This window comes from Methanobrevibacter thaueri (assembly GCF_003111625.1).
Lineage (GTDB): Archaea > Methanobacteriota > Methanobacteria > Methanobacteriales > Methanobacteriaceae > Methanocatella > Methanocatella thaueri.
Window position 1 is genome coordinate 19903 of the sequence record NZ_MZGS01000006.1, and the last position, 19978, is coordinate 39880.

A 19978-nucleotide genomic window follows, 5' to 3' on the forward strand; every position below is an offset into this window, starting at 1 on the left:
AGTATATAAACTGTTGCATTGACAACTATTGACATTACAACAATTGTCATGTTTATTAAAAAAATAGAAAAAAGTGATGGAAAATGTTTATACCTTTAAGATATTTGTCCATTTGAACTTATGTTTGGCGTCCTGAACGCTTTCGTCATAGGTTTTTTCGACGGTACCATACTCTTTTTCAATGATTTTGACTTTCAAGGAAGGATCAAGGGAACCTTCTTTCATTTGGTTATACATTGAGATTTCTTTATCAATCTTAGCAAGTTCCTCTTCAAGCTTATCCTTTTTGTCTTGTGCTTGATTGAGTTTAGTGTCTGCAAAGGTTTCTTTCAAGTCAAAAAGCATGTCAATGGCATCACCGACTCCAATGCCGTTTTCCTTTAAGATATCAACTTTTTTAGCTTGCTCGTCAGTAAATTCAATTTCCATTCTCATAATAATACCCTCAATTTTTATCTAATTAATATATATTTAAAATATCATTTAAATAATTTACATAACGCTTATTAGTTTAAAAGGTTTAAATAATCATATGGAAAAATTAAAAATAGCCGAAAATATTTCAACATTGACTAATCCGCCAATCATATGCATACCGTTATTTTTAGTCATTTGTTTAACATTGTCATTTACAGGTGATGGATTTGACATTTCAAAATTCACAACATTGGAAATAGTTTCACTAATCTTCGCTTCAATCCTGCCTATGGCAATCATTCTTTTCTGGGCCAAGAAACTCAACACCGATAAGGACATTTCCAACAGGTCAGACAGGTACATGCCCCTGATTGTGGGAATCGTGTCATATTTCATCGGCTTTTTAATTTGTCTGATTTTCAACTTGGATAATTTCCTCACATGCCTGCTTTTATGCTATTCAGTCAACACAGGCGTTGTGCTTCTGATTACAACAAAATGGAAAATCAGCGTTCATACAACAGGTTTGTCAGGTCCGAACGGCGCATTGATCTTGCTTTTGGGACCATTTGGGGCATTGATTGGTATCCTATATCCAATAATAATCTGGTCAAGGGTGCTTCTTAAAAAGCACACATTGGCACAGGCTATTGCAGGTGGGGTTCAGGGATATTTCCTTACAGTTTTGGAAATGTATCTTTTCAGCTTCATTTTAAGTCTTCCATTGGGAGATATAGTCAGCCTATATGATTCAATCCTATATATTTTAGCAATCATTGCAACACCATCCATTTTAGGAATATTAAGCTATACAAACAGGTCAAGAGTAATGTTCATCCTTCTTGAAATAATCGCTTTGGTATTGTTTTTGGCTTTCACTCCCTTCAACGTGTTTATCGTATTTCTGGTGGTGAGCCTGACTGCAATATTGATAAGCTGTTATGCTGGTCCTGATTTTGTATGGTATGACGTATTGAATTAGAGATAATAAAAAAAGAAAAAAGAATAAGGATTGATGTCCTTATTTGATTATGATTGTTGACTTTTTGTTGACAATATAGTTATTATTCTTGGAAGTTATTGCAACCTTGTGTGATCCTCTTTTGAGATTTTTGGTGTTGATTGTTGCAATTCCCTTCTTATTTGTTTTAACTATGTATTTCTTGAACTTTTTGCCTGTGTACACCTTTACCTTAAGCTTTAGGCTTTTAACCTTGTAGTGTGTTGATTTGTGTTTCACTTTTATGGTGAACTTTTTGGATTTCTTGTATTTTGCTGTTACCTTAGGTGCTTTCACGATTGTTTCTGCCTTTTTAATTGTTATTGTCTTTTTGACAGGGTCGGATTTGATACCCTTGCTGTCTAGTGAAACCTTGATGGAGTATTTTCCAGCAGGAAGCTTAGATAATTCTATACATGCATCATAGTAATCAGGGTCGGTATATCCGTAAAAGGTTTTTGTCTTCTTGCCTACGGTGACCACAACCTTGATTCTTGCATTTTCTATATATCTGCCCTCTCCCGCGTGGAGCCTAACTTTCAGGCTTTTTCCAGAATCGTAAGATACGGAATATTTTTCAGGGCTGACAATCATTTGCACAGTGTTATCAACTTTTACATTCTTTAAAGTGTTGTTGGTATTTTTAAAGCTGCCCAATCTAATGTAAACTTCCTGGTTGTCATCAAACTTCGAATTGGAAATATCAACATCACATAATTCAACATATATACATGAAACATCTGTTGCAGTATTGGAAGTGAAGTTTGAGTCAAAAATGGATAATTTTGAGTCGAAATTCCCCTTTTCATCCAGTTGGCTAAATACTGATATTGCTCCTGCCTGTTTATTTACGACATTTGATGTGAAGCTTGAGTTTTTCACAGTCAGATTGTCTTTGGCGTATATCGCTCCACCGGAATCTGCACGATTGTTGTTGAATTTTGAATCCTCAATGATTCCATTAGCATAAAATGAAAAGATGGCTCCTCCACTGCTGTCCTTTGAAGCACGATTTCCGTTAAATTGACAACCTGAAATGCTCATTGAATCAGATAAACAGTGTATCGCTCCCCCAAGGTAAGTCGCAACATTATCTGTGAAGTTTGAGTTGATTACCTTGAAATTTTCAGAAGAGATATATATCGCTCCACCGAAATCGGCATTGTTGCTTTCGAATGTTGAATTGATGACAGTCAAGGTTCCCATATTTGTATGGAGGATTGCTCCACCGTCAATTGATTCATAGTTGTTTATAAATGAACAGTTAATTATTGTCAAATCAAATTTTTTATCGCCGTATTCATTCAATATGGCGCTTCCATAGGAATTCTGAATTGTCAAATCTTTTAATATCACATTGTTTGCCTTGATGACAAAAACTTTGCTTAACATTTTTGCATCTAAAACAGCACCATTGCTTGATCCTTGAATTGTAACGCCTTTGTCTATGCTTATTGGATTTCCATTTTTATTTCCATTATAATTTCCTTCAAGTTCAATCACATCATCGCTTTGGGCACTTTTAATTGCTTCATTTACATCATCAAATGAGTCCCCTGTCACTGCAATGGGTGATGAGGAGGTTAAATTGGCTGAGGTTTGGTTTTCCTCAGCACAAACCACTGACATCGTAAGGAATATGAGCAATAATGACAATATTCCTATAATTTTCTTGTTCATGACCTAACCTCACCTGATTTTGATTTTGGTTTTTGCACTCATCTTGTAGTTGCTGTTTCCTGAGGACACTACAATTTTATGTGTTCCCCTTGAGAGTTTCTTGGTGTTGATTTTGACATTACCGTTGCCGTTTGTCTTTTTTATGTATGTCTTTGCCTTCTTGCCTGTGTAGACCTTTACCTTTACCTTGGTATATGAGACAGGATTTTTGGTCTTCTTATGAGTGACTTTTATTTTATATATGTTGGATTTCTTGTACTTTGCAGTTGCCTTAGGTGCCTTAATTATGGTTTTTGCTTTTTTGACTGTAATTGTAACTGCAGTTCCGCTGACTGTACCCCAGTCATCACTTATGAAGGACACCTTGTAGGTTCCGACTGGCAAACGGGTGTTCATCTTGAGGTTTAGCACTCCGTTCTTATTGGTCTGCTTGTAGAACTGCTTTGTCTTTTTGCCACTGCATTTGGTATATATTCCAAAGAAACGTACTGGTTGTGTATTGTACTTGTTTTTCAAGGTCAATGTGAATATTCCTTCGCTGTCATAAGTGTATGTCAAGTCCTTTGCACTTACAACAATTGGCACGACCTTTTTCATTGAATTGTCCAAGACAACATTTTTTGTATAGGTTGTTTTTGACTTGCCGCTTGTGATTGTCAGCTTTGAGTCATATTCACAGTTGACAACGCCCAATGAGTTTGACTGGAATGTGCAGTCTTTTAATGATAGGGCACATGAGTATATCATTACAGCACTGATCTTGCTTGCGTTGTTGGCTATGAAATTGGACTTTTCAACCACAGCATTATCGTTGAAACAGAAATACAATGTTCCTGCCTCAGCGTTGTTGTTAGTAAAATCACATTCGGATATTAATGAATCGATTGAAACGGCCTCAATGGCGGCACCTTGATCAGCTGCAGTGTTATTCTTGAAGTTAGATTTTTTGACTGTCAGCTTTCCATATTCTTTATCTCCATAGAAATAGATTGCTCCGCCGTAACTCTTTGCAAAGTTTTGAGTGAACTGGCAATTGTTGATATTCACATTTCCGAATTTTGATGATGCCTTATTGCCTGACAAATCAACGTTTATTGCTCCTCCGTTATCGGCGGAATTGCCTGTGAATGTGGAGTCCTCAATATTGACGTTACCATATTTGGACTTTGATCCGGTTTTATATAAAGGAAGGTTTATGTTGATTGCACCCCCTATATTTCCAGCACCGTTATTGGTGAATGTGGTTTTCTTGACTGTCAGGTTTCCCTGTGAGTAAATTGCACCGCCGTCAACTGCGTAATTGTCTATAAATGTACAGTTTATGAATATCAGGTTTCCCTGTGAGTAGACAGCTCCGCCCTTGTTTGCAATGCAGTTTTTAAAAATCAGATTCTTGAATGTGACATCACCATTGCTGACGGTGATTGCCCTTGTCTTGTTTTTACCATCCAATGTTGCTCCCTTGTCGGGTCCTTGAATGGTGACTGATTTGGAAATGCTGATTGGCTTGTCTCCGGTATAATAGCCGTCAAGCTCGATTACGCCACTTTCACCGGCAGCATTCACTTCGCTTTGTATGTCATCAAAAGTGCCGTTTATGGCATCATCTTCCGCTGATACAAAGCCGATGCTGAATATGAAAGCGACCAGCATTAGAATAATAATGAATTTCTTATCCATGATAAACCTCCATAATTATTTGCATATATTTTTGTTGATGATATTATATAAAATAGGGTACCTTTGATTTATCTGCTATATTTAAACATGAAAATTAGTATTTTAAGTTTTTTTTGGCAAATATTCAGTGAAGTCAAGCTCATCTTGTATGAAGTTATATTTTACATGTATGTTATTGTGCCTGTTGTGAGTTCAGTTCCATGAACTCCTCATAATCATCTGCATCAATTACATCCAGGAAAAACTTCCTTTTTATGGGGCCAAGATTATCCAAAAAGTCCTGGTAATATTCACTATCTTTTATTTGCATATAGTCTTCTTTAATTAACATAAACATCTTGCTTTTGCATTTTAATGGAAGGTCTCTTAAAGCAAAACGAGGACCGTTTATTTTATAGGCAAGCAGGTCGAACTTATATGCATCATACCATTCATTTTCAATGAAAATCCTCATTAATACTTGTCCCGCAGCAACGGTGTCGAGGAATTTCTCATCCACAACATGGGTAATGGACTCATCATGCTTTCTTCTGTAGTACAGATGCCTCTTGATGATGGAAATCCTTCGGGCCTTAAGGTACACGTAATAAAAGAAGGGCATGTCCTCAAAAAATATTCCTTCGGGAAACTTTGCATCGATTTCCTCTAGAAATTCTCTTGAGTATATTTTTTGGCAAACTCCTACGGATAAATCAAAGATTGAACCTGGAGTCTCCTCAGGTGAGAACGCCCTGCCTTCAAATGACTCGTCGAATGTCTTCAGGTCAAACCAGTCATTCTCATAGATTTCGCCATTGTTGTAGTTGATCATCTGGAAAAATGTCATGTCAGCATCATATTTTGTAATCTCATTATAGGATATCTCCAATGCCCTTTCATGATACCAGTCATCGCAGTCCAGATACATCACATATTGGCCCTGAGCTATTTTCAATGCATTGTTTCGAGCAGCTCCGGGGCCATGATTGGTTTGGTTGATTATTTTGATTCTGTTGTCATCAAAAGATTCAATAATATTTAACGTATTGTCTGTCGAACCATCATTAACCACTATTAATTCGAAATCATGAAAGGTTTGATTTAAAACTGATTCGATGGCTTTTTGAATATATTTTTCTCCGTTGTAAACTGGTAATATCACTGAAATCTTCATCAATTAATTATAGTTTGTTTATGAAAATAAGTTTTTCTAATAAATTAGATATTATAATTCATCTTAAACATTTATTATAAAATCAACGTGATTTATCAAATATATGGTTATTTAAGATAAGTTCTCTGCCTTTTTTGCCTAATTTTCCCTTTAGGAAGGATTTCTCAGATAATATTCTATCTTATCCTTCAAATCGTCAATGCCATCATAAGTCTCATATTCCTCCTTGTCCACCAATTCAGGATGAGAGATATTCCACATCAAATTGACATGTTTTGGATGATATATTATGTGTTCCGTATAATCAGTAAAATTAGACATGATGGAAATAGAAAAAAATAGCTAATTTAAATTTTAAAAAAATAATAGGTAGGTACTCAACTAAAAGGTTTGAGTACCTTTTTCAGGGGTTAATGATACACTTTGTGTATCGAGCAAGTTTCCTGAATTGTCATATAAGTTAATTTCAGCAAAATCAGGGAAATATTTGTAGGCATCTGCACTTGCAACTTCAATATAACCGTTTGAATCAACTGTTTTAGGAACCATATTTCCATTATTTAAAGTGGATCCGTCACGAGAGTAGTATATTTGAATTTTTACCTTTTCACCGGAATGCTCAGGACCTACATATATGGAAGCATAGGTCTTGTCTGCCAATCCCCCTCCAGTCGAGAAGCTTCCTCCCAAAATAGACATTGAAGTTGTAGCAGGGGTTTGAGTGGTTTGGGCAGGTTGTGAATTATCAACACTTGCGGTTTTGTTATCATTTTCAATTACAGGTGCAGAGGTATCCTGTGAACCATTATTGTTTCCAAAACCATAGATATATACAAACACACCAGCAAGTACTATTGCCACTATAATTAAAGCCACAATTATGTATTTGGTTGTATTGTCACTTGATTTATTCTTGTTCATTGAATTAATCATTGATTCATGACTTATTGTTTTTTCCTTTAAGGGAGTTCCGCATTTCTTGCAAAATTTCGCTCCTTCATTATTTTCACTATCACAATTTGGACATCGCATTAAATTACACCTTCCAAAATACTAGTTAATAATATTTTGTATACAATATTAAATAAGATTATTGGATAAAAACAAAATTGATTTTAAAACCATATTATTTAACTTTAAATGAAAACTTATTTTTAATGTTATAATTTTTATTTTCAAGATAAATTGTGCATTTATATGAATTTTTAGTCAAGTTTTTAGCACTTATTTTAAAAATACCCTTGGAATTGGTCTTAACATTAAGAGTTTTTCCATGTGAAATTTTAACCTTGAATTTTGTTTTTGATATTGCCTTTCCGCTTGCCTTATTCTTTACTGTGACTTTTAATTTTGAATGCCTTTTAACAACTTTAGGAGCGATAATTTTAGCTTTAGCTTTCTTGATTTTAATTGAAGATTTTGTTTTTGACAATTTGATGTTCTTGTTTTGTGATGTTACTTCAACTATGTGTTTTCCTATGGACAATTTTGATGTATCAAACTTAACCAATCCGTTGGAATCGCTTTTAACATTATATACATTATAATGTTTGCCTGTATAAACTTTTAAGTTTAGTTTGGCATTGCGAATTGCCTTGCCGGTTTTGGCATTTTTAACGTAGAATTTAAAGGACTTATCTGACTTATATCTGGTTGTGCATTTTTTAATGGCCAGTTTTGCAGGAGCCTTAACGACATTTATTGTAGGATTTGCATTGCAGATTCCTGATTCCATGCTTATTGTCAAAGAGTATTTGCCAACATCCAAATCCAAAGGAAGATTGTAGTACAAATATCCATTAGAAGCAGTATATATCCAACCGGTTTTGTAGTTTTTACTTCCCTTGAATGTTAATTTGATCTTTTGTGGAATGGACAGTTTCCAAGGGGAGGTTATCCTTATTTTCAATTGCACATCACTGAAGATTGAACTGGTTTGGGTTATTTGAGCGTAAAACACTCCATATACATCATTTCCCTTATGTGCGTGATTGCCGATATATTGACAGTTATTGCTGGATATTCCTTCCATTTTAGTGTACACAGCCCCTCCTTTTACGGATGCCCTATTGTTTTTGAATATTGTATCGTCAATGTAATTATTATCTGTTCTTAGGAATAACGCTCCACCATACAGGGCCGAATTCCTGTTGAACTCGGAATCGGATATTGTGAGTGTTGCAAATTTAGCGTATATTGCACCGCCCTTATCACAGTAGTTGTTCTCAAAAATACAATTATAAATCTTAGTCAAGCCGTATTTTGAATAAACGGCTCCACCATGCTCTGAAGCTCTGTTATTTGTAAAGTTGCAATTGATTATGGTGACATTGGACCTGTAGTCATATTCGAATACCTTAATCTGAATTGCTCCACCTTTAACTGCATGGTTTGATTCAAAACTACACCTGTCAACGACTGCAGAGTGGCATGCATCAAGAACTATTGTTCCTCCGCTTGTAGACACATAATTATTCCTGAAAATCGAATTTCTGATCTCACCTTGTCCCAATTCATCCAGATAAATCACACCGCTGCTGTTTGAAGTGTTGTTTTCAAACAGACAGTTGTTTACAATCAGTGTGCTTACTCTATAATCGATATCATCATAGCTGACCACTAAAATGGTTGTCAGATATCCATGATTGTCAATAAAACGTGTATCCTGTAAGTTCACATAGGCACCAGTTGATGAGGCTATTGAACTTCCCATTCCCTGCTTGAACTGTTTCCATTCCAAATCACTGGCGCGGATGGCAGTATTGTTTGTAAATGTGGACTTGTAAACATTTAATGTCGTATTTTTATAGACTGCAATAGCTCCGCCATTGGAATTATACACATTATTGTTAAGAAATGTGCAATTTAAAAGAGTCAATGTTGAATTTGCATTAAGAATGATTGCACCGCCGTCAGATTCGCTGAATCCATTTTTAAAAATTAGATTTTTCAATGTGACAGTGCAATTGTAATCAATGAATAATCCTCTTGCCTTATTGTTTCCATCTATAGATGCATTATTGTAACCTGTAATTGTAATGTTTTTTGAGATTACCACTCCATCTGAAAGATTAAAATCCTTGTCATCATCAAATCGGTAGCTTTCTGTCAAGTCAATTGAGTCAGAATAAGGATTTTCATTTATTTTCGCTGATAAATCTGTGTATGTTTTGGCAGTTGAATTTTGCAAGTCTGAATTGGCACTGGCAGCGTTTTCAGCATAAATAACATTTAGTGATGATAGCATTAAAATTAAAAATACGGTTAATATTAATGTCTTTTTAATTATTCCCATCAAAAAATTCCTCACAAGTGTTTATTTTTAACCACATAGATATATTAATTTATAAATTTGATATTTGAGATATCTTACTTAATTTTATCAAACAAGAAAGATTAAATGCATGAAAATAGTAATACATATGATTTAATCATAGCTCCGTAAATTTTAAACGGCACTTCCCAATAAGAAAAAATCATTTGAAGATATTTTTAATTTTTCTAAAAAAAGAAGTCAATTTCCAGCTTCTTGAATTCATAATCTCATCATTCACTTTCTTTTGTTTTGATAATTTTTTCTTGAGTTTCTTATTCTTTTCTTTTAATTTTTTTATTCTTTTTGGATAGCTTTTTTTTCTTTGCAGCTAAATTTAAATTTTTATTTTTTAATTTATTAATTTTGTTAACCTTGGCATCATTCTGTCTAGACAATTCAGTATTTTTATTGACCAATGTATTTTTTTGATTATTCAAATCGCTTATTGTTTTTTGACATCTATTTTTCACCACATACTCATAGTAATCCAAATCATCAATATCCCATAAGGTTTGTTCACTACATTGTAGATAATTAGGAAATATCTCCTGATACTCTTTAAGAATTTCTCTAGAAAAAAACTTCGGATAATTTTTTAATTCTGCGTAAACAACTTCACCCTCTTTTAAAGTGAAACCTAGCTTTTGACATATGTAATAAATCGAATGATACGTTAATTTTAAAGCTAAAAATGAAAGAACATTATAAAACTTATCAGATGAACTGTCCCTTAAATCAAGAACCTGTTTGGCTGCAATTAATATATTCAGGTAATTTCTTGCAGAAACCTCTTTTGAAACAGAATCATTTCTTTGACGATAATAACAGCAAATATCTTCTGTAATGTAAATTTTATTGGCATTTATCATTATTCTTGCGGATGCAATGTTGTCCTGATAAGAAAGAGGTGGAAATACGAGATATGGGAATAATCTTTTAGCATAAACTTTAATATATACGTAAGTGGCAAAAATTAGTTCCGGTGACTCATTTATATCTGTAAGAATCTTATGCTTCTTCAGGGACTCTTTGGCGATGTCATAACGATTAAGTAAACCGTTATCATCAAACTCTTCCCATTTATACATTATTAAATCTACATCAGAATCATTTTTGAATATTTCCAAAGCCTTTTCATATGCATCTAAAGAAATATAATCATCACAATCCATATATGTTACATAATCACTGGTCACATATTTCAAACCTAAATTACGTGCGGGTCCAGATCCCTGATTAGGTTCTTGTTTGATTAATTTAAAAGATTCATATTTTTCAACATACTGATTGATTATTTCCACACTGTTATCAGTACTTGAATCATCAACTACAATGACTTCAATATTTTCAATTCCCAGAGTCTGGTTAATTATCGAGTCAAAACATTCCTGAATGTACTTTTCACCATTGAAAACCGGAATAATAACACTAATCAAATAATCCCATAGTACCATCCTATAAGTAATTTCTTAATTTTTTAGATATCTTACTCCTTTTAGATTTTTTGGATTTCTTTTTTAAAGTTTTATTCTTTTTTTTCAAACGTTTGTTTTCCTTTTTCACTTTTTTTAATTTTTTCTCAAGGTCATTAATTTTTTCAATTGGCCTGTAAGGTTTGAATATTATTTTTATTTTGTTTTTTGATTCTTTAATTTTAATCTGGTAATTGTCATCATTCTTTTTAAACGATTTGATTAAGATGATTTTATTATACTTGTCCTTAAAGTTGAACTCCCATTTCTTTATAGGGGATTTGAGAAAATCGTTATAGTCAATTTCAAAGAAAAACATCTCAGATTCATATTCGATTGGATACTCAAAACTAGTGAAGTTCATATAATCATCTATACAAATTCTTTCAAAGTCAAAATTAGAATGGCCGATGAATTGAAACTTACCGTCATTTAGCTCAATGGACTCGATGACGAAATCATAATTTGTTCTTTCCTTTTTAACCAGCTTTAAAAAACCGTATTTGTTACGGGAAATGTCAATGACATATTCATCAAATACAATAGTTTTATGAACATCCGTCTCGATAAAACATTCCTTTTTAAAATCTGAAACATAAAGAGCTTTAATCTGATTTTCACCGTACTTTATTTCGTCTAATGGGATAAACAACTTATCTTTATTGATAAAATTGCTGGCAATAACTACTTCACTATAGTTAGGGCTGTTTATTGAAAATCTGATTTCCCTTTTTTGTATAGTTTCCTTAAAAGGAAGTTTAAGATTGAATTGAACAACTAAATCATTATCCTCTACAGTGATGCTTTTTATATATGCCTTTAAGTTTTCAGTTTCAGCATCCCTGTCAAAATCGAACATGCTATAATATTCATCGCTGATTTTTACAGGTGCATTAGGATTGCTTTTCAAATCGTTGAAAAACAATTCGGAAAGTTCATCCCATTTTTTATCCTGAACCATCTTGTAAAAAACTTGATAATATGTATTTAATTCGTTGAAATATTCATCAGGAATGAGGTTTATTAGTTTGTGAGCCCCTTCAAAAATATAAATGTGGTCCTCTTTAGGATAAGTTTTGATTTTACTCATATAAAACGGAATATCCAATGTCAGCCATTTCATGTACTTTCTGGATAAAATCTCATAATCGTCTATATTCTCATTTACGATATCGTTAACCATCTTAGCCATTTTATATAACTCATCACCACGGTTTGTGTCATGGGACTGTGAAAGGGAAGTGTTTGGAGCACGCATTCTCCAACAGTAAAATCCATCTTTTAAAACAGACACTTTTTTAGCCTTTGCATATGACTCAGTGGAGAAGATGTTATCCTCAAAAATAACCCTTCCATCAAAAAATCTTAAGTTATTATCGTCAAGGAATTCCTTTTTATACAGTTTATTCCACACTGGCATATCCCAAATCAAATTTGGGTATTCGAATAAATTTGTGTTATACAAATCATTTTCAAGGCTATTGAAGACATAATCAGAAATAATATGTTGCCATGACTTTTTGTCATTGTATCTGAAAAAGTTGGCTGTTACTATATCACTATCATATTTTACGGCACAGTTGTACAATTTTTCTAATGCATCATGCAACAGATAGTCATCTGAATCTATAAAAAAGATATATTCTCCCTTCGCATATTTTAAACCATAATTCCGGGTTACTGACAATCCTTCATTCTCCTTATGGAATGCATGGAAATTATCATAATCAAGAGCATATTTCTCTACCATATGTCGAGAGTTATCATTAGATCCGTCATCTATCATTAAAACTTCAATATCTGTTAATGATTGATTCGCTAAGCTATCTAAAGCGTCTACTAGATAATCTTCTACATCATAAACCGGAACAATAACTGAAATTTTTGGAACTGCCATACTTATACCATCAAAATATTTTTAAAATTTTTTTATAAACCAATAAGCAAGTTTGGAATATGTATTCTTGATTAAATTTGAAACAGGGTTGCCTTTTTCATTTTTTATAACCTGATTGAAAACTGTTTCTGAAGAGCTTCCATTTTCATATTGGTTAAACTTTTCTCTAAATAAACTTCTATCCTTTCTGTATTTCTCCTCAGTTTCATCAATATGGACAATAGCATCTTCAACTTCTTTTGAAGTGAATAATATCGGACCAGGGTTAAATTCCTCAAGATCAAAATATGTTCCCCGGATATCTTTAACATAGTCTTCCATATCATATGCAAATAATAAAATTGGCCTATCTAAAATTGAATAATCAAACATTGCAGAGGAATAATCGGTTATTAAAATATCTGAAACCAAATACAGCTCTTCAATGGTATTATAATCAGAAAAATCATATATAAATGTATCATCAACAAGATTTTCTATATTTTCCTTTGCGTAATGATGCAATCTAAAGATAAAGATATATTCATCGGATAATGAATCTCTTAATGATTTTAAATCTAACATTAATTCGAACTGATTTTTATAACGCCATGTTGGAGCATATAATATTACCTTTTTATCCAATGGTAAGCCAAATTTGATTTTTAAATTATCTATATCCCTTTGATTATTTTTGGAATATAAAATATCAGTCCTTGGATAACCGCACTTCAATACTTCTCCGTCATATTTAAAGCATTTTTCACGAAGGTTATAAACATAATCGCTTTGGACAATAAGATAATCCCAACGTTGACACTCATAAATAAAGTCATCAATGTCTTTTTGGGACTTAAAGTCGTTTTCTACATCCAAACCTAAAGTTTTTAGGGGTGTCCCATGCATTGTTTGGATATAAACCTGATCGTCTCTTTTAATGAAATCATTTTCAAAACCAACATTATCACATACAAATTTAGAGGTTGCTAAGTAGTAATAATACTTTAAAGAATGTTTTTTAACTGGAATTGCATTCCCAGTATAATACTCCTGTTCATTATTAAAAGACCAAATGCATTCATAATCAGGGTAGTTTTCATTAATATATTCATATAAATATCTTGGATTGCAACTGAACTGCTTACCCCACATCGATTCGAACATTATGCGTTTTGGATTGATTGGCAATTTTGTAAATTTAACATATTTAGTGTTAATTATATCCTTTCTATTGCTGTGGGAATCCGCTTCTTTAATCCATTTAGATTTAAATCTTATTCTTAAATTACCCTTTCCGCTACGATAAAGATTATACTCGGTTGATTTAGTTGAGTAAACATGTTTAAATGACTCTTTTATGTATATTGGAGTTATGAAACTATGTCCCTCACATTCATATTTAATATAAATATCAAAATTTGTATTATATAATTTATCTACAAACTTATCTAAAAAGCTAAATTTGAACTTAACGTTATTATTGTTATCCAATTCGCCTTTTGAGATGAAAATTTCCTCATAACTTTTATCATTTTTACAGAAAAGGCTGGCATTTAATATATTACATTTATTCAGGGAAAACAAATTAACTTCAATCAAAACTTTTTCATTATTTCCTTTACATTTAGAAACCAAGGATATATTTTCGGTTGTGGATATGTCAAAATAATAGTCTCTTAAGTGATTAATGATAACTTGACCATAGGGAGATGATAAATATTCCAGTTTTTTTCTTCTGTTAACTATAGGTTCTCCGTTTTCATCTCTAATCTGACCCTTTTTATCTAGAATTTCCTCAATATTTATTGAATAACATCCATTTTGATTATTATAAACTAAAGGTATTTCCTCATTAAATAGATTATCATTGCCTAAGAATAATGGACCAATGTTTTCCTGGCATGGAATGCATAGTTGATTATTATCAATGAAACTATCCTCAAAAACATGATTTATTGACTTATAATTGATTATTAACTCATCATTAAAATCATAATCAAAAAAGAAATAATTATTTTTGTGTAATTTTGCTTTAGACTTATTTTTTCTCAAAGTCCATTTAAGTTTAGCAAAATAATTATAAACAATGTCCTCCTGTTTAAAACAAACTAATAATTTATTTTCACCCAGAAAATCATCATTGCCTGCAATTGCAGTCAAAGGAATATTAACTTCATATCCTGCAGCCTCATAAGAAATATTATTACCATATTTGAGGTTGTATGTAGATAAATCAGTTACCTTTCGATCCTTAAATTTTAAGGGCATTTTTTTATGGGATTCACTATTTACCAAATAAAAAGAGTACTTCCTATCGTTAAAATCATTATCTTCTAGACCCGGAATGACAGTGAACCCTTTAATAATGATTTGTTTTTTTCTTATTGAAATATTATCAATATACTTGACATATGAAGTCATATCCCCTAGGAATTTATCTATACACAGAGTAGATTCACCAAACACTTCCTTATCAACATTAACCATAACATGACCATTATTTGAATAAGCTTTTGTGTGACGTGTATCATAAACTTGGAAATTAATAACTGATACTAATTTGTCTAAATTATTTTCTAGTAAATATTTATATTTAAGGCGATCCACTTCATTTAATTGGCCTATATCTTTTAAATTTATATTTTCTTTAATATAATCACTGATTAAAGTGATAATCTCTTTAGATGTTTCAATGGAGGTGTCATTTAATTTATTTATAAAAATCATTAAATCTTTAGAAAGCCATTTATAAATTTTCATTTTTAATAAATTTTCATTTTTAACGTTTTCCTTAAAGAAATCGTCAACCATTTTCATTACTTGAATTCTGTGCTCTAAATTAACTGTCTCTTTTGTCTTTTGAGTAATGGATTTTGAACTTTCCCTCACTCTCCATAGATAACAATTCTCATAAATAATTGAAACGTTGTTAGCGTGATAATGTAATGGAAAAGTCACTGGAATATCTTCATATAGGATATCTTCAGGAAATCTGAATCCATATTTTTTCCAAAAGGAATGCTTAATTAGCTTATTCCATGCTGTTGTATCGTAAAGTAATTCTGGACTTTCATTGATGTGTGTAACTTCTTTTATTCCGGACATGGCTATTTTATGAATATCAGAATCCCAATAATGCTTTGAATTAAAACGCCAAACACCACCAATTACCATATCAGAATCATTCTTGATTGCAAGGTCATACATTCTTTCATAGGCGTAAGGTCTAACCATATCATCTGAATCCAAGAAAATAATGTAATCTCCTTCAGCAAATTCGCATCCGTAATTTCTTGCATGTCCTAAACCTTGATTTTCTTCATAGATATAATCAATGTTATCAAATGAATCGGCATATTCTTTAGCTATTTTGCCACTTTTATCTGTGGATCCGTCATCTACTAATATAATCTGGAGATTTCTCTCATAACCATCATTTAATTCTTTATTTATTAATGTTTGTGCTAAAACAGATTCAATACATTCCTCTAAAAATTCTTGAACATTATAAACAGGAATAATTACACTAACTCTAGTTTTCATTATAGATTCACACATTAAAATTTATTTGCCAAAATGTATTATATTAATTTATGTGAGTAATAGTATTTAAATTTAAAAAAAAAGGATTTAAATTTTTCTATTAAAGCAATGATTTATATTCTAACATTTTTTTTCTATTAATGAACGTTAAATTATTTTAAAATCAAATAAATTGCCAATTAGGTATTTAACTTAAAAAATCATGATTAAAATATGAAAAAATGTTAAAAATATTATACCTTGATAAAATTAAACATGATATTTGAAAAATAATTGGTAAAATTTCAGGTTATGCATACAATTACTTAATAACCTCAAATCCTATTTTTGAAACTATTTTATTAAAAGAATCTTTAATTGAATTACTTTTATTATTATTGAAGACCTTATTGAATATTAGCTCAGAGGATTTTTCACACTCATATTGGAGGAATTTCTCTTTGAATTTATACCTATCTTCCTTATATTCCTCTTCAATATCCTCAAGATTAATAATGGCATTTTCAACCTCTTTTGAAGTATATAATATAGGTCCAGGATGATATTCCTCCAAATCGAAATATGTTCCCCTGATACTGTTAACATACTCTTCCATATCATAGGCGAAAAGTAGTATTGGCCTATCTAAAATAGCATAGTCAAACATCGCAGAGGAATAGTCAGTAATTAATATATCTGAAACCAGATACAACTCTTCAATTGATCCATATTTGGATAAATCAAAAATAAAATCATCTTTTTCCAATTGGTTCAATTTATTGCTTGCTAAATGATGCATTCTTAAAATCAAAACATATTCGTCAGATAAGGATTTTTTAAAGGATTTTAAATCCAACATTAAATCAAAATCATTTTTCATACGCCATGTCGGAGCATAGAGAATCACTTTTTTATCCAATGGAATTCCTAATTTTTCCTTTAATTTATTTATTTCATCAGGATTATCATTTGAATATAGTATATCGTTTCTAGGATATCCGAATTTCAAAATTTCCTCATCATAATCAAAGCATCTTTTTGAAAGTCCTGCAACATAATCACTTTGAACTAAAAGATAATCCCAACGTTTGCAACGATCAATATACTGTTTTTCATTTTCTTTTGATTTAAAATCATGCTTTACATCTAAACCTAAAGTTTTTAGAGGAGTTCCATGCATTGTTTGGATATAAACCTGTTCATCTCTTTTTATGAACTCATTATCAAAATTGACATTGTCACAAAAGAATTTAGAAGTTGCTAAATAGTAATAATACTTCAAAGAATTCTTTCTAACACGCTTAGCGTTTCCTGTTATTCTCTTTTGCTCATCAATAAATGACCAAATGCATTCATAATCAGGGTAGTTTTCATTAATGTACTCATATAAATATCTTGGATTGCAACTGAACTGCCTGCCCCACATCGATTCGAACATTATGCGTTTTGGATTGACCGGCAATTTTCTAAACAGTTCATATTTGGTTCTGGAAAGTTCTTTTCTTTTCATTTTAGTATTTTCACTTTCCGGCCATTTGGAAGTTGACCTTATTCTTAATGTACTTTTTCCGCTACGATAAAGCTTATAATCATGCAATTCTGCGGAATATTCATGGCTAAACTGATTCAGTAAGTATAATGGTGTTGTAAAAACAATTCCATCAACATCATATTTTACATACACATCATGAACGCCATTATAAAGGTTTTTAAGAATATTTTCATTTGAAAAATTAAAATTGAAGTTTATTTTTCCATTATTAATGTTAGCAGAAGCGATAGGTGCATCTTCAAAGTTAACATTATCCTTCAAGTATAAAACTGCTGAATTCAAATTATCAAGATTATTGATTGAATATAAATCGACATCCATATCAACTGTTTGATTATTGCTGGATATCTTTGAAATCAATGAAAGATTATCCTCTCTTTGAATGTCAAAATGATAGTCTCTCAGTGCATTTATAATAATTTGACCCTCATTTGAATGTAAATACAATTGCTTTTTATCCTTATATACAATAGGTTCGCCATTTTCATATCTAATTTGACCAGGAACGTTAGCTATTTTATCTAAATCAATGAAATAAAATTGCTTTTCACTATTATAATCAAGAGGAACATTATATTCATCATTTAACAGATTCTCATCGTAGCATAAATACAAATCTCCATTATGTTCTGGGCTATTAATGCAAAGTTTGTCCTCTTTAATCATGACCTCATCATAGCAGTATTTAATAGGATTAATATTAAGAATCAATTCCTTATATTCATCATAGGCAATGTAAATATAGGTATTTTCATATATCCTTGCTTTTAAGTTACTTGCTGTGAAAGATCTTTTTTTAGGTTTTGATAAGAAATAATTATAAACAACATCATCCTGTTTGAAATTAACTTCTATTCTGTTTTCACCATTAAACTCAGGATCATCAATAAGTTTGGAATATGGAACATGAACTTGAAAACTAGCTGCATCATAGGATAAATTATTTCCATATTGTATATTAAATTCAGATGGCAAATTCTTAGATTTGACATTATCAAACTCGAGAGGAAGTTTCTTATGAGAATCACTGTTGACTAAATTAAATGAATATTCCCTATCCTTAAAATCCTTAATTTCAATCCCAGGAATGATTGTGAATGCCTTTACAATCAACTCATTTTTCTTCAATGCAATATTTTGAATGTTTTTAATTTTAAAATCCTCTTTTAGGAATTGGTCGACAATAAATGGAGAAGTTCCAAAAATATTCTCATCTACATCGATCACCATATGCGACCCATTTGGGTAAACTTTTGTGAACTTTAAGTCTTTTTTCTCAAAATTAATTAAATTGACAAGCTTATCAAATTCGTCATTCAACAGATACTCATATTTTAACTTATCAATCTCATTCAAGTAGTTTAACTCATTTAAATCAATATTTTCCTTAATGTAATCAATTAAAAGATCCCTGTAGGGTATTGACTCCTCTTCTGTCTGTTTAATAAGAGTTTCAACATACATTTTCAGGTCTATTTTCAGCCACTTAATAGTTTTAGTTAAATGTAAATCTTTTTCATTAACATTTTTATTATAAAAATCATCAACCATCCTCAATACGGCAAGCCTATCCTTTAGGTTTTTAGTATCATCAGTCGTTTGGGTGATTGATTTGGACATACCTTCACGAATCCTCCACAGGTAACAGGTTTCATAGATTATGGACACCTTGTCAGCCAAGTAATGCATAGGCATGGAAACAGGTATGTCTTCATATAATATTCCTTCAGGGAATTTAAAATCATGTTTTTTCCAAAAAGTTTTTTTAATTAATTTATTCCATGCTGTCGTATCATAAAACAGCTCGGGGGTTTCTGTAATGTGTGTAACTTCTTTTGTTGTTGAAAAGGCTATTAAATGGATTTTATTACGTCTTGTTTTTTTAGAATTGAATCGTGTCACATTTCCAATTGTAAAATCAACATCATTTTTCACTGCGGAATCATACATCCTTTCATATGCCTTTGGAGGAACAATGTCATCGGAGTCCAAAAAGATAATGTAATCCCCTTCTGCAAATTCGCAGCCATAGTTTCGGGCATGCCCCAACCCTTGATTTTCCTCATAAATATAATCAATGTTATCAAAAGAATCAGCATATTCCTTAGCTATTTTGCCGCTGTCATCTGTGGATCCGTCATCAATTAAGATAATCTGGAGATTCCTCTCATATCCGTCGGTCAATTCTTTGTTTATTAAGGTTTGTGCCAAAACGGAATCAACACATTCTTTTAGAAATTCCTGAACATTATATACTGGAATAATAACGCTAACTCTGGTCTTCATTCAAATTCTCTTTAAATTTTAATT

Annotated in this window: 12 protein-coding genes; 1 reads left to right on the forward strand and 11 read right to left on the reverse strand. The window is 31.6% G+C overall.

Going from position 1 to position 19978, the window contains the following annotated elements:
- Positions 1–87 precede the first annotated feature (87 nt).
- A complete protein-coding gene (locus MBBTH_RS00245; RefSeq protein WP_116591044.1) occupies positions 88–435 on the reverse strand; it encodes a hypothetical protein in 348 nt (115 codons plus the stop codon).
- A 97-nt stretch (positions 436–532) separates the two neighbouring features.
- Here MBBTH_RS00245 and MBBTH_RS00250 point away from each other — a divergent pair, with 97 nt between their 5' ends.
- Positions 533–1399: a hypothetical protein gene (locus MBBTH_RS00250; RefSeq protein ID WP_116591045.1), complete on the forward strand. Its 867-nt coding sequence runs from the start codon at positions 533–535 to the stop codon at positions 1397–1399.
- Positions 1400–1438: 39 nt separating this feature from the next.
- On the opposite strand, the gene MBBTH_RS00255 is transcribed toward MBBTH_RS00250, so the two are convergent.
- The 10 genes from MBBTH_RS00255 to MBBTH_RS00295 all read right to left on the reverse strand — a co-directional run bounded on the left by MBBTH_RS00255 (position 1439) and on the right by MBBTH_RS00295 (position 19954).
- The gene (locus MBBTH_RS00255) at positions 1439–3097 is read right to left on the reverse strand and encodes a right-handed parallel beta-helix repeat-containing protein (RefSeq protein ID WP_116591046.1); all 1659 of its coding nucleotides are present in this window, start codon (positions 3095–3097) and stop codon (positions 1439–1441) included.
- Between the two features lie 9 nt (positions 3098–3106).
- Positions 3107–4777 (reverse strand): right-handed parallel beta-helix repeat-containing protein, encoded by a 1671-nt coding sequence (locus MBBTH_RS00260; protein WP_116591047.1) that lies wholly within the window; start codon positions 4775–4777, stop codon positions 3107–3109.
- Positions 4778–4949: 172 nt separating this feature from the next.
- Positions 4950–5918: a glycosyltransferase family 2 protein gene (locus MBBTH_RS00265; protein WP_165813985.1), complete on the reverse strand. Its 969-nt coding sequence runs from the start codon at positions 5916–5918 to the stop codon at positions 4950–4952.
- A 162-nt stretch (positions 5919–6080) separates the two neighbouring features.
- On the reverse strand, positions 6081–6191 hold the full coding sequence (locus tag MBBTH_RS11050) for a glycosyltransferase (protein WP_165813986.1): 111 nt from the start codon (positions 6189–6191) through the stop codon (positions 6081–6083).
- Positions 6192–6311: 120 nt separating this feature from the next.
- Positions 6312–6962 (reverse strand): zinc ribbon domain-containing protein, encoded by a 651-nt coding sequence (locus MBBTH_RS00270; RefSeq protein ID WP_116591049.1) that lies wholly within the window; start codon positions 6960–6962, stop codon positions 6312–6314.
- A gap of 94 nt (positions 6963–7056) precedes the next feature.
- Positions 7057–9225 carry a right-handed parallel beta-helix repeat-containing protein gene (locus MBBTH_RS00275; protein WP_116591050.1) on the reverse strand — a complete coding sequence of 723 codons (2169 nt, stop codon included), beginning with the start codon at positions 9223–9225 and terminating at the stop codon, positions 7057–7059.
- Positions 9226–9518: 293 nt separating this feature from the next.
- Positions 9519–10682, reverse strand: a complete 1164-nt coding sequence (locus MBBTH_RS00280) for a glycosyltransferase family 2 protein (protein WP_165813987.1) — start codon at positions 10680–10682, stop codon at positions 9519–9521.
- A gap of 19 nt (positions 10683–10701) precedes the next feature.
- Positions 10702–12615 carry a glycosyltransferase family 2 protein gene (locus MBBTH_RS00285; RefSeq protein WP_116591052.1) on the reverse strand — a complete coding sequence of 638 codons (1914 nt, stop codon included), beginning with the start codon at positions 12613–12615 and terminating at the stop codon, positions 10702–10704.
- Positions 12616–12636: 21 nt separating this feature from the next.
- Complete coding sequence (locus tag MBBTH_RS00290) at positions 12637–16137, reverse strand: bifunctional glycosyltransferase/CDP-glycerol:glycerophosphate glycerophosphotransferase (RefSeq protein WP_116591053.1); 3501 nt, start codon at positions 16135–16137, stop codon at positions 12637–12639.
- A gap of 301 nt (positions 16138–16438) precedes the next feature.
- Entirely contained in the window at positions 16439–19954 is a 3516-nt protein-coding gene (locus MBBTH_RS00295) for a bifunctional glycosyltransferase/CDP-glycerol:glycerophosphate glycerophosphotransferase (RefSeq protein WP_116591054.1), read from the reverse strand.
- Positions 19955–19978 lie beyond the last annotated feature (24 nt).

Excerpts from the sequence above, each read along its gene's own strand:
- MBBTH_RS00285 (WP_116591052.1), bottom strand. The coding sequence starts at position 12,615 with ATGGCAGTTCCAAAAATTTCAGTTATTGTTCCGGTTTATGATGTAGAA.
- MBBTH_RS11050 (WP_165813986.1), bottom strand. The coding sequence starts at position 6,191 with ATGTGGAATATCTCTCATCCTGAATTGGTGGACAAGGAGGAATATGAG.
- MBBTH_RS00295 (WP_116591054.1), bottom strand. The coding sequence starts at position 19,954 with ATGAAGACCAGAGTTAGCGTTATTATTCCAGTATATAATGTTCAGGAA.
- MBBTH_RS00260 (WP_116591047.1), bottom strand. The coding sequence starts at position 4,777 with ATGGATAAGAAATTCATTATTATTCTAATGCTGGTCGCTTTCATATTC.
- MBBTH_RS00245 (WP_116591044.1), bottom strand. The coding sequence starts at position 435 with ATGAGAATGGAAATTGAATTTACTGACGAGCAAGCTAAAAAAGTTGAT.
- MBBTH_RS00275 (WP_116591050.1), bottom strand. The coding sequence starts at position 9,225 with ATGGGAATAATTAAAAAGACATTAATATTAACCGTATTTTTAATTTTA.
- MBBTH_RS00250 (WP_116591045.1), top strand. The coding sequence starts at position 533 with ATGGAAAAATTAAAAATAGCCGAAAATATTTCAACATTGACTAATCCG.
- MBBTH_RS00290 (WP_116591053.1), bottom strand. The coding sequence starts at position 16,137 with ATGAAAACTAGAGTTAGTGTAATTATTCCTGTTTATAATGTTCAAGAA.
- MBBTH_RS00270 (WP_116591049.1), bottom strand. The coding sequence starts at position 6,962 with ATGCGATGTCCAAATTGTGATAGTGAAAATAATGAAGGAGCGAAATTT.
- MBBTH_RS00255 (WP_116591046.1), bottom strand. The coding sequence starts at position 3,097 with ATGAACAAGAAAATTATAGGAATATTGTCATTATTGCTCATATTCCTT.